Source organism: Protofrankia sp. CiP3 (genome assembly GCF_917627345.1).
GTDB lineage: Bacteria > Actinomycetota > Actinomycetes > Frankiales > Frankiaceae > Protofrankia.
Genome location: NZ_CAKJTM010000059.1, coordinates 17801 through 33588 on the forward strand (window position 1 = coordinate 17801; position 15788 = coordinate 33588).

Genomic DNA, 15788 nt, shown 5'->3' on the forward strand with positions numbered 1-15788 from the left:
CGCTACGGAAACTCGGCTTGGATGTTCGACAAGATGCAGGCCTACGCCGTGCACCGACTGGCGATCTGTGGCGCATCGTCACAAACACAGCCGGGCGTGGGGTTGGCGGGTCGTGGCCTACGCCTCACCCGACCACGTCGGCCTGCTCAACATCGACGGGACCGTGCGCTCCCGACCGAACCGCCCCTGGAGATCACCGAATGCCGGCGGTGAAAGACGTCGGTGAGCCGTGCGCGGGAAAACCGCATGTACGGAATCGACGGGAGGGAGCTGGAAACGGAACGCTCACGCGTCACCGCGCGGCTCCCTACCCAACCAGTCCCCGTTCCGTAGCTGCGCCGCCGGGTAGCTGCAATCCCCCCAAAGCCCGTCTGAAGTCTCACTGCAGCGCCGAGCGGACTTCGGTCGCGAGCCGGCGCTGCACCATCGGCAGGTTGTCACGGAGCGGGAGCAGAACCAACGGCATCTCGAGGACCGAGGAAAGAACCCCTCTCAGGTCGCCAATCTGACCGGGGATCAGGCTCAGCTGGGCGACCGGGTCGCCGTCCGGGGCGAGCAGCGCCCGGCCCAGACGGGCAAGCGTTGACAGCAGCGGAGCACCTGCGGCCAGGTCGAGCCCTGGTTCGAGGTCTCCAACGGCGGCGAGGACAGCCCGCGCGACCGGCGCCAGCGGATGCGGGGCGCCGCCGTCGTCGACGCGGCCGAGCACGCCATGGCCGAACCATCGGGCCGCGCGAAGCTGGCCTTGGTCCATCTCAGCGGGCAGCGTCAGGTCAGCCAGCCGGGCGGTAAGCGCCGGGGCACCAGGAGGCGACTGCCGCCGGGCCGTGGGCAGCCAATGCCGGACGATGGGTTCGACGTGCAGCGAACGGACGGCGCGCCGGCCGATCTGCTGGGTGAACAACACCGCACCGCGGGCGAGAAGGGAGTCCGTCCCGCCTAGCTCAGCCATGACCAGGCACGCGGTAAGGGCCGGCGCGAGTTCGAGTTCTAGGCCCGGGCGCAGATTGAAGGCCGCATCGCCCTGAAGAGACAGCCATGTGCTGAGCGTCCGCCGAACCTGTGGTCCGGCGAGGCCGAAGTCCGGCTCCCCGTGGCGATACAGCACGCGTTCCGCCAGCCGGATCAGCCGTTCTTCGACCTGTGCTGGGCTGCTGACATCGGCCAGTTCGTCGGCGTCGTCGACCCGCGTCAGGCCCACCCGGGACCAGGTACGGTAATTGGCGACGATTCGGTCATTCTCGGCCAATGCACTGAGCGCAGTGCCGGATGCGAGCCGGAACGGTAGGTCGACGGGATGAGTTCGGCTGCCAGCCAGGACAGCGCCGATCCCATCGCCGTCCAACGACGAGACCTCCGCCAGGATTGGCTCGGCGGTCGTGAGCTCGGCACGGACCCCCGTCAGCCGGATCAGCACCCCCTCGGGCTGGATCCGTGCGACGACCCGGTGCCCTGCTCCGGTGTCGACGCCGGTGCCCGTCACGGGTTCGACCCGCATCTCGGAGCCGAGACGCAGCGCACGCCGGAACCGGATCAGGGCCCGGGTGCGGACAGCGGAGACCGTGCCGTCGCTCGCCGCCTGCCGCACCCGGACCAGGCCGCCAGCCGTAGGGAGGCAGTCTCGCAGCTCGGCCACGGTCGGCCGGTCGACCCACGACGCCTCCACCACAGGCATCCAGCGGAATCCCTGATCGTGCATGGCCCGGAGCAGAACTCCCTTTGGCTGGTCCTCGTCACCGAGGACGTCGATCAGCTGAGCCTCGAACTCGTCCTCATAGGGCGCCGGTTTCGGGACGTCGGGAATCCGCGCGACAGGTACTCGCGCCCGGCGCCCGCGTGCGTCCTGCTCGTCACGCGTCTCTATGTGCAGCCACACGAACTGTCGCCGCTCAGCCAGCTTCCGCGCGGCCAGCACGGTAACGGCCGGCGGCGCTCCCGGGACCACGGTGGTCGCCGCGACCCGGTGGTACGCGCCGCCCGAGCGGACGATTAGGTCCTGGCCGAGCACGCCAACCGCGGCGCACATGAGCAGGCGGCCGACGGCCCAGCGGCTCGACGGCTGCCGTCGGCGCGACACGGTGACGGTCTCGCCTTCCATCCCGTCGATGGTGACCGGGATGACCCCACCGAGGCTGGTGAGCGCCTCGGCACCTCCGCCGCCGGCCAGCAGGCCAAGAAGCCAGTCCCCGCCGGCATCTGATGGGAATTCGACCTTTAGCCACGGCAGTCCGAGTAGCCGCAGTGAACCGTCGCCCGCGACGCCGAGCAGGGCGGTGTTGTCTTGGACCAGCGGTCGCCCGTCGTACACCACCACCGAGTTGGCGTCGTCCAGCCAGACGTTCTGGCCTTCGCGGAGGCGAGGCATCGCCTCGCCGATCGGATAGGTCAGGGTGTACTCGCCCGCCCCGAGCCGAAGCCCGCCGCAGCGCCGGTCGACTCGGTCCACCGGCAGGATCGCCCGGCCAACGCCGCCCGGTTTCCCCGCTGGCGGGTTCGCCGGCAGCAACGCGCTGCGCGGCCCCGGAGACCAAGACAGCAGCCGCAGGCGCCGGGGCTCGGCGACGTCGCCGAGCACGTAGCCCAGCTCGACGCGGTCGCCGGGGCCGAACGCGTTCCACGACAGGTCGTCCAGCCGGGCGCCGTTGGTCCCGACCAGCAGTGGCCCGCCGAGCTCGGCGACCCGCCCGGGACCGAGTTCCACCCAGATCCCGTGGGCGTGCCGACCGTCCGGCTCGACGGCGGGCCCGGCGACCGTGTACGAGTCGGCGTGCGGGGTCACGCCGCGGTCCAGACGGCGTTCGGTGATGGCGGTCGCGGGCAGACCAAAGGAACGTATCCTGTCCAGGCGGTATCGCAGTGTCCACAGCCCGCTGGCCTCGTCGAAGAAGACCGGCTCGTTCTCGACCGTGCGGTCGTCGATGTCCTGGGGCGCACCCTTGTGGGGCTCGCCGCTCCAGTGCCAAGTGACCGTGTCGTGGTAGCGCCACGTCTGCTGGCAGGCACGGCGCACGTCTTCCCGGTCGGTGTCCGCGAAGCTGAGGAAAGCCCAGGGGATCTGGAAGCTCGCCGGGCCGGGCCGCCCGGACGACCCCCCTGGCACCTGTCCTCGGATCGGCGCGACGGTCACCGCTTTGGCCTCGTCCCCCGCTGTGTCGAGGAAGGCTGCCCGTATTGGCACGTCGCTGGGCGGGCCGACCCTGGTCCGCCCGTTCTCAGCGGTCAGCAGGGCGATCTTCGGGTGCCGGCTGTACAGTAACACGCGGCCGTGGTCGGCCGACGCGGTGGTCGAGATCGCGGGCAGGCCTGCGACCGTCCACATTCCCTCGCCGCCGGCCAGCCCAGGGGTCGTCCACAGCCGGCCCTTGGGCAGTACGATCGCGGGCCGGCCCTGCGCGTCGACGTAGGTGCGATCGGGCCAGGCGGCGAGGTCGAGCCGCAGCTGACCGTCCCGCACGGCCAGTCGGACCAGCGCGCCTCGGCCAGCCTCCTGGGCTGCTCGTGGCCCGTCGACGCGGGGCAGGTAGTAGTTGATGCCGGGCCGGACTTCGACGGTCTTGCCCCCGTCGTCACCAAGCGTCGCGAACAGGCGCCCGCCAGTGTGGGTGACCGCGCTGACCAGGCTCTTCCCCGGGCGGGCAGGCGCGGAGGTCAGGTCACCGGACCAGCGTCGGGTACGCTTGTCGTACCGGACGCGAACCAGCTTCACCGCCTTGCCGGAGTAGTACGACTTCCTGCCCTCGTCGAAGAGCTGCGGCAGCAGGTACTCACGCCAGGAGAACTCGCGGCGGAGAACGCGGACGGTCAACGGCGGTTCGTCCGGGTCCGCGAGCACCTCGTCCGGGAGCCGAAAGTCGACGAACGTGTCGTTGCTCGTCCGGCCAATGTCACCGGCCACCATGAACAGGCGCTCGCCGGCGCCGACGCCGGTCGTTGTGCGGTCGGTCGAGGCGACGAACCGGCAGCCCACGTGGGAAAACAGCCGGGTCCTGCCACGGGACGACTGGTAGGACTCGTGGTCGAAACGGGCCAGGATCTCCAGTGCCGAGAGGTCGAGGCTGCGGGTCTGGCGGGCGACGATCGTGAGCACGCGCTCGACGCTCGCGTCGTCCAGCAACGCCGCGATGGGACGTGACTCCGAGCTGTCTCCCCGGTCCGACGTCGCCATCCGGCTCACGTAGACCCGACGGATCGTGACCCGGCGCCGTTCGGTGTCCACCTTGACCATCACCCGGTGGACGATCCTGGAACGTTCCCCCGCTTCCAGCGCGACCTTCCCCGCGGTCTGGATCTCCACGTCCTCGGGAAGGATGTTCATGACCGTGCGGCCGTCGGGGCTCACCCGGAAGTCGGCACGGGCCAAGCGGTCGCCGTGGAACATCGGGAACGCCTGCTCATCCGAGGTGCGATGGTCGCCCACCGTCAGTTCGTCCGGCCCCAGCAGCACGGTGTAGCCGTGTCCCCATTCGAAGCGGTGCCAGGTCTGCCCACCGGCTTCCTCGGAGCCGACGTAGAACACGTCCCGCCCGAGCACGCACCGCGGCTGCTCGGTGCCCTCGGCCACCCCGGCGATGGCGAGCGCGAACTCGGCGGCGGAGTACGGGCTCGCGTGCCGCGTCGAGGCGGTCAGACCCTCCCCGGCCCCGGCCGGGGCCTGCTGGATCCGCGCCCGGACGTTGACGGTCGAATACGTCGGTCCGGCCACATAGGGCGCGTCATCGGGGGCGAGCGGCACGGACAGGCCGGGCAACCGCAGCTGCGCATTCTCCAACCGGCCCAGGCGCTCGACGACCTCGCCGTCGGCGAGCTGCTCAAGGATCTCCTGCCATGGATCCACGGCGTGGCGGCCCGACCCGGTGGACGCCGACGCGGCCCCGGCACGCACGACCAGCTCCCGCCGCACGCTCACCAGGCCGTCCCGCTCGAACCAGGCGTGCAGGCGAACCTCGCCGACTACACCGGGTACAGGGGACGTCGCCGGCGTATCACCGACGATCTCGATCCCGCGGTCGAGGACGAGCACACGGCTGGATTCGCCGCCCCGCCGAACGCCGTGCCCCAAGCGCTGGGCGACGGTCGCGCCCACACCCAGCGGACGCCCGGCCGGCCGGCGCCGGACCACATACACGTCGGCCTGGTCAGGGCGCGCGTACAGCGCCACGCGTTCGCGTTGCATGTCGCACTCACCGAGGAACAGACACTGGCCGTCAGGTACGTCGTCTTTTGTCGTGTGGTTGTAGAGCGCCACGGCGAACGCCTGGCGCTCCTGGAACGCAAACACCCAGCCGTCCGGTGTGCTGGCACCGTGGAAGGTCTCGCCGAGCATTCCCCGCGGCACGATCCGCCCAGCGATGCATCCGGCGGGCAGCGTGCCGGTCCGCGGTGGCGAGCCATCACCGAGGTCCACCCAGACGTCATAGCGGTCGATCTTGCGTTCGCCGTCCAGGTAGACACCACTGACGACGCCGCGCACCACGTCGGGAAGTTCGGTGGCGACGGGGCGCAGGCGGGTGGCTAACTCGTCGGCCGTCAGCCGGGCGGCGGGCGACGCTCCGGCGGCGCCGGCCTGCCGCACCGGCGCGCGAAGCACTTTCACCTTGGGTGGCGTCGACTCACGCCCCTGGAGACGGGCGAACAGGAGCGAGTCGCGCTCGATCGCCACCGTCATCGGATCCCCTGCCGCGGTATCGACCACGGCGTGCACGAAGCTGCGCCGGATCTCACGGCCGCCGAGGATGCGCCGCAGGGGGAAGACTCCGTCGCGAGGGTCGTCCCAATACGCCTCAAACCGCTCCTTCCGCTCCTTGTCCGGGGAGTGGGGCCGGACGAGCCGGTCGGGTTGCAGCAGGGTTCCCGTCACGATGCCCAGCCGGGCATTCGCCGCGTCCCATGGGTCTGGACGGAAGGCGTGGCGCCGGAAGCGCACGCCGGGCGACGCGTCGAGCCCGGTCACCGTGACTCGGGCGGGAAATCCCGCGCCGGCCGGATAGCCGCGGGCGTGCGACACGTCGGCAGTCCAGCCGTCGTCCCGGAGCTCAGCGGCCCAGTCCGCGTCATCGTCGCTGAACAAGACGACCCAGTCGACGTTGCGGGTGTCATGGGATCCCTGCCGGGCGAGGCCGGGCCAGCGGTGCTGCGCCCCCTCGGGTGGCGCGTCCAGCAAGGCGAGGACGGGATCAGGGCCGGCAGCGAGCCCCACGTAGAGGAGGAGCCCCGCGCCTGCCCGGTCGAGCAGCTCCGTCACGTCCGCGAAGCTGGCCCAGTCCTGCGTGTGCAGGAGGTAGGACCGGCCGGGCGTGGTGGTGAACCGGTGGCCGCCGGCCTCCTGTAGCCGGTCCGGCCGGCCGGGTCCGACGTAGGTCAGGACTGTGGCACGGCAGCTGTCGGGCCCTTCGTATGGCAGGTCGTCGGCGATCAGCTCGATCAGGGTTCGGTCGGCGGGCAGCCAGCAGCCGGCGTCAGCGTCCCAGCGGGCGAGGGTCTCGACCACGGGATCGCCGTCCCAGCGCCCGGTCAGCTCCCGGGAGAGGTCCGGGTCCCACGGTCCGCGAGCGCTCTGTGTGCCGCCCTGGCGGTCGAGGACGTAGCCGGGGACCCCGTCGACGAGGACCCGCAGGCCAGTGCCCATGTGCGGCACCGCCAATTCGGCGCTGACCCAGGCCGCCCGGATCTCGTCAGGCTCGGGATCCGCGCGTCCCGCGGCCGTCGTCCGCGCACGCTCGGACTGCGCCCACCGCTCATGGTCTGCGTCCCAGCGCACGCGGAGCAGACAGAGGTCACCCACGGTACGGCCGTGGTCATCCGTGTCGATCACTTCCACGGGCTCGCCGGCGCCCCAGTTGACCGAGAGGACCGCTTGCCCGGCCTCATGGCCGACGGCACACACAACCCCGAACACCCGGCGGGGAACGCGGGAGCCCCGCCAGGTCTCGAGCTGGCGGGCGCGCGCGGACGGAGTGAGGGCGAAGAGGTCCTTGACCTTCGCGCCATCGTCTCCCACCCCTGGCTTCTGGCCGGCGAGCAGGACGGCGTCGGTACCCTGGTAGCGGTCGTGTACCTGGGCGCGTACCACGCGGGGATCGGTCTGGGCCGTCGCAGCAGTCTGGGCCTGCCCACGGGAATACCCGGGGACGATCAAGAGCCGGCCGACGGGGCTCAGCATCGCCGCACGCCAGTTGCGCACCAGCGCGCGGCCGAGCGTCTCCGTTTTGTTCCACGTGAGCGTGCTACGGGCCACGCCGGCGACCAGGATCCGGAACTCCCGGTCGATGGCGTCGTGTGCCTCCTTGGCTGCGAGCAGGCCCCACGGCCCCTCGGCCAAGCCGGCCCTGCCCAGCCGGGCGGCGCGGGACGCGCTGATCGTGTTGACCGCCCGCAGGCGAAGCCGGTTCATCCCCTCCGCCGGCAGCGGGCCATCGGCAGACCCCAGCGCCTGCAGGAGCCGCTGGTAGTACCGTGGAGCGCCGACGCTGAACTCCACGGTGGCGTCGACGACCACCTCCAAGACCTGCCGCAGACGTTCGTCGGCCGCCGAGCGGGCGGGCTCAACCGCCGACGGCCTCCTGATGTCGAAGAAGTCCAGCGCCGCGCCGCGGATCTGGCGTGCCCACTGCCACGGCTCGTTGATCCTGACCATGAGGTCCAGCCAGGACGTCACCCACTCCGGGGTGTCCGCCGGGTCACCTGGCGTGGCCTCACGCAGCAGCGCGGCCAGCCGCAGCGTCCGCATCGCCATCCGGGGAGCCTTCGACCGGGCCAGGATCTCGACCTCGCAGTCGTGTTCCCGCCACACGGCGAGGGGATAAGGATCGGCGGCGAGGAGGACACGGTCTCTGAGCTGGTTGTTCGGCTCGCGGTTCTTCCTGGCCGCCTCCTTCTCGTCCCGCTCGAACTTCGCGAGCATGTCCGGCAGGTTCGGGATCCAATCCGTGTCCAGGACGGCGTTCGCGTCGGGATAGTTGCGACGCAGGATCTGCATGCTCGGCCGGGCGGAACCGGGGTCGAAGCTCAGGCGATCCGCGGCGGTCGCGAGTACCCGGCGCGCCTCGGCGACCTGCCCGTCGTAGTCGTCGAACCAGGACTGCCGACGGCCGGCGGCCCGGTCCGCGCGCCACGCGCCGGCGGAGGACTCCTCGATCCAATGCTCGGCGCCCTGCAGAGCCGGCCGGCGAAAGAGCCGGGCCCACTGCTCGTTCTTGCGCGGGCCGAGTTCGCCCTTGAGAACCCGGCCGTCGCCCTCCAGCAGCAGGCGGGCGATGACCGCGGGCGTGACCTCCGGATAGGTGGCTTTCCCCACCCGGTCGACCGTGCGCTGGACGTGCCACATCAGCCCGCACATCGAGGACGAGACCGGCGGCAGGTCTTTCGGCCGGGGCCTCCCGGTCCTGAGATCCGCGAGGAAGAACCGGAACCGTGAGTCAGCCAGCACGTCACGCGCATGGAAGAGCAGCGCGACGAGGTGATCGTCGGGTCGGCCGGCGGACGCCATCTCCGGGTCCGCGTCCCGTGGGTCGGGCAGCCTCGGGATGATCAGCCGCAGCAGCCGGACGGCGGTGGCGGTGGTGGCCATCAGCGCGAGCAGCGGCGCGTGCTCGTCTGCGGCGGGGTACCACGACTTGGCCGCCCGGTCTTTCTGGGCGACCTCTCCGACGTAGTAGTTGTCGTTCTTTCGGCGCAGCCACGGCGAACAGACGGCCGACGGGTCACGGCCCTCGGCCCGGGCCGTGTCGGCCGGCGACCCACCGTCCCACGGACGGTCAGCGACCAGCACAGCCGGGGTGGAGGGCCGGTGATTCGACGGCCAGCGCAGCGCCGCAGGGCCGCCGAGCCAGCGACCGGCGTCCGCCACGTCCCGCGCGTGGTCGTCCTCGGTGTCCCGGTCGGGCAGCGGGACAAGCACCGCGGGGCTGTCCGTGGCCGTCAGCGGGCGGTCGTCCGGAGGTCCCCACCACAGACGACTCAGCCGCACCGTCTCCTCCGGCCAATGTGCGGCCATCAGGTCCCAGAGCGTCTGCTGCCACAGCACGGTCGACAACGCGGCGTCGCCTGGTCCGGCCTGGGCGCCGAGCCGGTCCCGGACGGCCCTGCGCTGTTCCAACGCGGACAGGTCCGGTGCGCCGCCCGCCCATAGCCGAAACAGCCACCCTCCAGCGATCTCCTGCTCGACCAGCCGGGACGAGATGCCCCGATGGTCGATCTGCGCTCCGAACCAGCTGTCCGCGAGCACCCTCAGCAGGTCGGGCTCCAGGTCCGCCGCGCCGTGGCCGACGCTGTCCAGGACGCGGCGGACCTCACCGGCGGACTCGCCGGCCGAGGACCGGATGACCGCGTCAGCGGCCAGGATGAGCGGCAGTCGGCCGAACGCGTTGCTCAGCGCGTCGTCCACGACGGTCATACGCCGTTCGCCAAGGCATATCGCCGCCGCCACGCCCTGGTCCTCCTCGGCCAGCAGGTCGAGCAGCGTCAGCCCGACGATCTCCAAGCCAACGTCGCTCACGTCCTGGTAAGCGGGCACCGGATCGCGCGAGGCGCGCTGGTTCGCCGGCGGGAGGTACGCGAGCGCGTCCCGGAGCCGCTCGCCCAGGTCCGGGGGAAGGCCGGTCGCCGACTCCTCGAGGAGCCGGGCCAACGCGACGCTGGCGTCACCACCCGCACCATCCGTCTCGTGGCCGACCGACGCAGCCAGGTCGATGCAGAACTCGCTGAGCGCCTGCATCAGATGCGCGGGCGCGTCGTCACTGCGACGATGGGCTGCGGACAGCAGCGGGCGCAGGGCGTGCAGACGCAGCGCCAGCTCCGCTCGACGCAGCCGGTCCACGGCGGCGCCCAGCTGGTGCGCGTCGGTCGACGGCGAGCGGAGGATCTCCATGACGTCGAGGTAGTGCGTGGTCTGTGTGATCGTGAGCCGGTAGGCCGCACAAAAATACCAGTCGGCGAGCATGACATAGCTCCAAGCAAAGTCCGACGGCCGCCGCGCTACCGCGACAGCGCGGCCCGGCGTCCTCCGAGGATGGACGGATCAATATCAGAAAGGGGCTGGTGCCGGGAAGACCGGATGGAACAGCTGACGATAGGAAGCGGCCCAGTCCGCCACCTCGGAGTCGAGCTCGTCTCGGACGTGGGCGAATCCGAGTACCCTCCGCAGGCTTTCCGGCCACGTTCCGATCTGACGGACCACGTCGTCATCCAGCCCATGGCGGGCCAGCAGCGCCCACGCCGCCGGGCTGGGCACGCCACCCGGCGAGAGGTCGGCCAGCGTGAGACCGACGCCGATTCCGGCGCGCAGCGCCAGGTCGGCCGCCCGCGGGCTCTCGCGGCCGAGCAGGAACCCCGCGTCGGCGTCGCGCTGCGATCCGGACTCGGACGGCCGGCGAAGCATCGAGGCTCGGTAGCGCAGGACGGCGAGCGCCGCGTCCGAGGCGCGCGTCCTCCAGGCGTCCACGAGGGCGTCCGCCTCCGCCGGCCGGCCGACGCGAGCCAGACCGACCACGACCGCGTCGAGCGCCTCCGGAGACAGCAGGCCGGGCGGGATGGCCTCCGGCCGGACCGGCGAGTTCGCCGACTCGGCCGCAGCAAGCCATACGTCGATATCGCGGTCCCGCGCGGCGGCGACGGCCAAGGACGCGTACCGGTCCGGGCTGGCCCGCGTGCCGGCATGCGCCCGCAGGACCGCCTCGAAGAAACCCGGTGGTTCCCCTGCCGCGTGATCCCGCAGATACAGTAGCTCGTTAATCTCATCCGACCATCGCGCCATGCCCTGCGCCGCCCACTCGGCCAAGAGGCCTGCAGCCTTGGCCTCGAGCGGGCCGGCGGGCTGGCCTGCTCTGGAGCGGGGATCAGCCGCTGCGACCGCACGCTGGATCGCCGCGAGAGACAGCCCGCCGCTCGGCGCGGGAGCACCGGCCTCGCTGCTGGGCGGGGTGGCACCAGGAAGGTCGCGGGTCACGATGGTGACGTCGGTCCATGGCATCCGCAGGTCCTCGCCACACAGCATTTGCCCGATCCGCGCTGCGGACTCGATGGCGTCGACGGCCGTGCCGGCTGCGGCCGTCCGGCCCGGCCGGACGTGGACCACGACCGCCGCGCCGGAAAGAACGGTGCCGATGCTCTTGACGGTCTCGAGGGTGACGACCGCCCCTTCGGACGAGGTGCCGGCGTCGTCGTGGGGTACGACGATGCCGATCGACGCGCCATCGGGGTGGCGCTCGACGTGGTCGACGAAGCCAGCGGACGGGTGCTCAAGCCACGCTTTCAGTTCGCGGACGGTGCGCGGTCGGTCGCCGCCGCGTGGGCGCAGCGTGTACCAGCTGCGACGGGGCCACATGCGGGTCAGGGAGCGATGCTGCCGGTAGGTCACGTCGAACAGGCCGCGTTCCTCCACGGACCGCAGCAGCCCGGTGAGGTCCGTGGCCGCCACGTCGGCGAAGACGCCGCGCAGCGGTCCCCGGTCCAGGCCCCACAGGACGTCGAGCCGGGCGGGATAGGCGTCGCCCGGCGCGAGGCGCTGGTCCATCCGCCGCCAGTCACCGGGAACGTGGTACCCGGACAGCGACGCCAGGTCGACGGTCGCTGCTGCGCGGGGACGCGGGTCGACACGAACCTCACCGGTTCCGCGGCCGATATGCAGCACGGGGAGCCACCAGTGCTGGGACAGTGACTTCCGCACCTGGGCGAGCGCGCGTTCCACAGATCCGTGGTCCGCCAACGACTGGCACAACGTCGCGGTCATCGCGAGGGCCGTGCTGTTCCTGATCGGCCCGCGCATGCCAATCACGTACGGCACACCGAGGCGAACCAACGTCTCCGCGACACTGTGCCAGCCCGCGTCGGAGCTGGCACCGGCCGCCGGCGCGCCGGGCAGGGCGGTGTCGCATGCGGCGAGAATGGCGACGCGCACGCCGGCCTTCGCCAGCAGCTGGGCAAGCTCGCCCGCGGGCAGCAGGATCGGCTGCGCCGCTCCTCCCGGACCGGCCACCACGATGCCCTCCGGGGTGCCGTGCCCGCCGAAGTAGAAGCCCCACGCCGGCTGGGCAAGCGCCCTTTCCAGACTGGGTCGGTCTACCGGCTCGTCACCTGGCTCGACTTGGAAGCCACCGCTCTCCAGCAGGCGGACGCGGCGGTCGGTTTCGGTGGCCGAGGCCCGCATGTCGTCCTCCATCTTGGCTATCGGCCAAGAGCCGCCGTCGTCGGTGCCCGCGCCGACGACGCCGTGCACGGTCAGCGCGGTGGCGAGCACCAGGGTGCCCCGCGCCTCGTCGCCGTCCCGGTCCGGCCGGGCGAAGTCCTCGGACTGCCGGACGACCGACAGCCGCGGATGCTGGACGAGGTACTTCGCCTCGATCGACAGGCCGTCGAAACCGACGGGCAGAGCGGCCAGCTCCCAGGGCACCGCAGCCAGTTCGGCGTCGTCGATCTCGAGGCGCAGGCGAACTCCGCCATAGCCGTCGCACGCCCGGCTAAGCGCATCGCGGAAAAGATCGAAAACGACGCCGTCCGGCAGCAGCGCCGCACGCAGTATATCGGCCTCGTCGGATTCGGCGGACACCCCCCGTTCGGCGAAGAGGGCCGCATAGCCGCGCGCAACATCGACGGCCAAGGAGCCGATGCCCGAAACGCGGCGCCCACTCGCGTCCCGGGCATCGAGAACAACACCAGCGAAGGACATGCCCGGCACGTCCCGCTCCTGCGGTGCGAGAACACTGTCATCCCGCCGTACACGCAGCTCGAAGTCTTCGTAGTGGTCCGGCCAGTCCGACTCGTTCATGCCCTCTCCCCGTACCGCGTCCTGCCCGGCGCCAACGAATTCCTGCGAGTATGCACAGCCGGCCCGGCAACCCCGTCAACTACCCCGCTAACATGGCCCTTCGCAGTAGACCGGAAACCGTGTTCGATCAGTTACCGGCCAGAGGGCCTCCATGACAACAGGACGTAGCTACGGGCGGCACATGCACGATGTTCGGTTATGGAGTGTCGTTGACACTAGCTACTTTCGGCAAGTGATCGGATACGAAATCCAGCCAACTGCGAAGAGCCGCTAACATGACACCTCCTCGCGCCGCGCGAACATTCGGCACAGGACCACCTGAAAGGCGAGAAGGCGTATGGACACGCCGGTTACCCGACAGCCCACGGAGCCACCGGCTCGCGGCGGCGAACACCTGCTGGTCAGGCGGGCAGCCGACAGCGAGGCGTGGCGGTCGGTGAAGAATTCGACCAAAGAGAGGCTCGCAGCGCTTGAGGAAGAAGCCGCGCGTGGTCTCGACGACGAGGATTTTGAGGCGAAGCTCGCCGAGCTGGTGAAGGCCGACCCAGTACTTAGAGCGGTGGTGTCGGGACTGCGCCAGCACGGTCCCGACACCGAGCGCGGGGTCCAGCAGGTGCCCGGTGCCACCCCAAAAGTCAACCTGTGGAAATGTCCCAATTCGGGCTGTACGGAGAAGCCGGTTCCGGGCACGTACACGAGTCCGATCGGCGCGACGACCTGTGCTAAACACCCTAGCCAGACCCTGGTGCGGGTTCCGTGATCGAAGGACTGGCCAAGTCGCTCATCGAGCCGCTGTCGGCGCACTGGCGCAACGCGTCTCTCGGCGCCGCGGCCTCCCTCTGGCTAACGTTTGCCCTGTTGTTCGTCCTCAGCCACAACGGGGCGGCGGACTGCGCCCGGCCGGGCGGGCCGTGGTGTCGGGTAGCCGACAACGGGTCGGTCGGGTCGGGGCTGATATTGCTGGCTGCGGCCGGCCTGGTCATAGGCACCGCTTTCCTGGCGGCAGGTCTGGCCCCCGGGCTGGTGGCGGCGATGACCGCGGATTTCTGGATCTGCCAGCCGCCTCCCCTGTCCTGGGTCTGCCGGCTGTCCATCCGGTGGCAGCGCGGCAAACGCGGTCGTCTGGCCGCGCGATGCGCCCGTCTTTCCAGCGCTGCGGGCTCGGGAAACGGGTTCAAGGCGCGCCGCAAGGGAGCTGTGTACAGCCAGTTGATCTCCCGATACCCGACCGAGGACGAGTGGCTGCGCTCGAGTACCGGCGGCAACATTCTCGCCGCAATATCACAGAAGATCAATGACCGCCTGGGTCTGGATTTGACGCACGTATGGCAACCACTCGTCGGGGTCCTGTCCGACGGCGCGGCTGATGAGCTGGAGACCGACAGCACGACCATCGCGAAACGCTGCCAGCAGATGCTCATAGCTCTCGTCGCGTTTCCGCTCGCAGGGCTCCTTCCGTGGTTGTACGCCGTGCCGTGGCTCGCCCTCGCGCTTGTAGCCTTGGTGGCGTCACGCCAAGCGGCCATCGCGGCGGTCGCGACCTTCGCCGAACACGCGGCGACAGTCGTGATCATCCACCGCATGCTCCTCTACACGGCGCTGCGTGTCCAGCCGCCGTCGAATCCGGCCGCAGAAGTCGCAAGCGGCCGGCAGCTAAGCCAGCTGCTTGCCTCGTTTCACAACCTCGACGCCTCGCCATCCCTGATCTACCTGTGAGCCCCGCGCCGGCTCCCGCCATCCCGGCAGCGAACTCTCGAACTGGTGCTCGCCGCGGGCGCGGCGCCAAAACCGGGATGGACACACTGATCTATTCATCAAATGGATTGGTCCCTCGACTTTCGCCAATTTCTTGATCGTAACAGTTGGCTTCCACTGTTACGCTAGGTGGTTGGACGAACACTCTGTCACGTCCGCTCAGGTAGGGCCAGGCGACCGCCGCTCCGGCTCCCGCCGTCCCCGCCCCGATCGGTGTCCGCACTCGGCCGTGGCATGTTCCTGCCCGGCGTGTCGGCGCGCATACACCCGGCCATACGGGCCGGTAACGGGAGCATCAGCGTTTCCTAAAACACCGACTCTCGGTGGAGAGTGGTACGCCGAATGCTCCCGGAGTCGACTGTACCGCCGTCGTTCGCCGCGCTGCTGGCGACCTTCCGGCCGTGCTTCACCGCACCGACCTTCCGCACGTTTTGTGCTCTTGTGTACGGAATGTTGGCCGGCTCCGGCCGGCGCACCGTGTGCGGCATGCTGGTGGGCGCGGGCCTGTCCCGGGCGTGGCGGCACCACCGCGCGCACCGGTTCTTCTCCCGCGCGGCCTGGTCGCCCGACGAACTCGGCCTGGCGCTGGTCCGGCTGGTGGTAGGCCTCCTGGTCCCCGAGGGGCAGCCGGTCACCGTCGCCGTCGATGACACGCTGTATCACAGGTCGGGACACTCCGTGCATGCGGCCAGCTGGTTCCATGATGGGTCAGCCACAAGCACAACAAAGGCCGGTTTCGGGAATAACTGGGTGATTGCCGGCATCGTGCTCACCATCCCGCTGCTGGGCCGAGTGGTGTGCCTGCTGGTGCTGGCCCGCCTCGTGTGCACGGGCACCGTCGACGCCTCGCGACGGAAGCTCGCCACCCAGATGATGACGAAAACAGCCGAAAACCTCCCCGGCCGCATGGTCCACGGCGTCGGCGACGCCGCATACGCCGGCAAAGAGCTGTGCTCCCTGCCGGAGAACGTGACTTGGACCACCCGTGTCCGCACGGACGCCGACCTCTCCAAGCCGGCCCCACCTGAAAGGTCGCAAGCTCCCCACGCTGGAACAGATCGCCGCCGGGCTCACCTTCATCCCCGTCACCGTGACCCGCTACGGGAAGACCACCACCGCCTACGCAGCCGCCCTCACCTGCCTGTGGCCCGGGGTTTTCAGCTACAAACCAGGGCGGTCTCCAGCGGTCAGTGCACCGCCCGCATCGTGCTGGGACAGGGGGCTCGGCAAGCTTGATCGCGATCGGACAGGCTCCTGAGGTGAGGATTCGGTT

General features: G+C 70.4%; 5 protein-coding genes. 3 read left to right on the forward strand and 2 right to left on the reverse strand.

Annotated features, from left to right (window positions below; all coding sequences use genetic code 11):
• Window positions 1-379 precede the first annotated feature (379 nt).
• Together MJ797_RS18145 and MJ797_RS18150 are read right to left on the reverse strand one after the other, a co-directional pair.
• Entirely contained in the window at window positions 380-9937 is a 9558-nt protein-coding gene (locus MJ797_RS18145; protein ID WP_239336585.1) for a hypothetical protein, read from the reverse strand.
• Between the two features lie 84 nt (window positions 9938-10021).
• On the reverse strand, window positions 10022-12760 hold the full coding sequence (locus MJ797_RS18150) for a CHAT domain-containing protein (RefSeq protein ID WP_239336588.1): 2739 nt from the start codon (window positions 12758-12760) through the stop codon (window positions 10022-10024).
• A gap of 337 nt (window positions 12761-13097) precedes the next feature.
• On the opposite strand from MJ797_RS18150, the gene MJ797_RS18155 reads away from it, so the two are divergent.
• The 3 genes from MJ797_RS18155 (at window position 13098) to MJ797_RS18165 (ending at window position 15751) form a co-directional block, all read left to right on the forward strand.
• Complete coding sequence (locus tag MJ797_RS18155; protein ID WP_239336598.1) at window positions 13098-13520, forward strand: hypothetical protein; 423 nt, start codon at window positions 13098-13100, stop codon at window positions 13518-13520.
• Entirely contained in the window at window positions 13517-14476 is a 960-nt protein-coding gene (locus MJ797_RS18160) for a hypothetical protein (RefSeq protein WP_239336601.1), read from the forward strand. The genes MJ797_RS18155 and MJ797_RS18160 overlap by 4 nt, the downstream gene beginning before the upstream one ends.
• Window positions 14477-14857: 381 nt before the next feature.
• On the forward strand, window positions 14858-15751 hold the full coding sequence (locus MJ797_RS18165; protein ID WP_239336604.1) for a transposase: 894 nt from the start codon (window positions 14858-14860) through the stop codon (window positions 15749-15751).
• Window positions 15752-15788: the final 37 nt, after the last annotated feature.

What these genes read in the sequence shown, in the direction of transcription:
- MJ797_RS18165 (WP_239336604.1), top strand. Translation starts at nt 14,858, where the DNA reads ATGCTCCCGGAGTCGACTGTACCGCCGTCGTTCGCCGCGCTGCTGGCG.
- MJ797_RS18145 (WP_239336585.1), bottom strand. Translation starts at nt 9,937, where the DNA reads ATGCTCGCCGACTGGTATTTTTGTGCGGCCTACCGGCTCACGATCACA.
- MJ797_RS18155 (WP_239336598.1), top strand. Translation starts at nt 13,098, where the DNA reads ATGGACACGCCGGTTACCCGACAGCCCACGGAGCCACCGGCTCGCGGC.
- MJ797_RS18150 (WP_239336588.1), bottom strand. Translation starts at nt 12,760, where the DNA reads ATGAACGAGTCGGACTGGCCGGACCACTACGAAGACTTCGAGCTGCGT.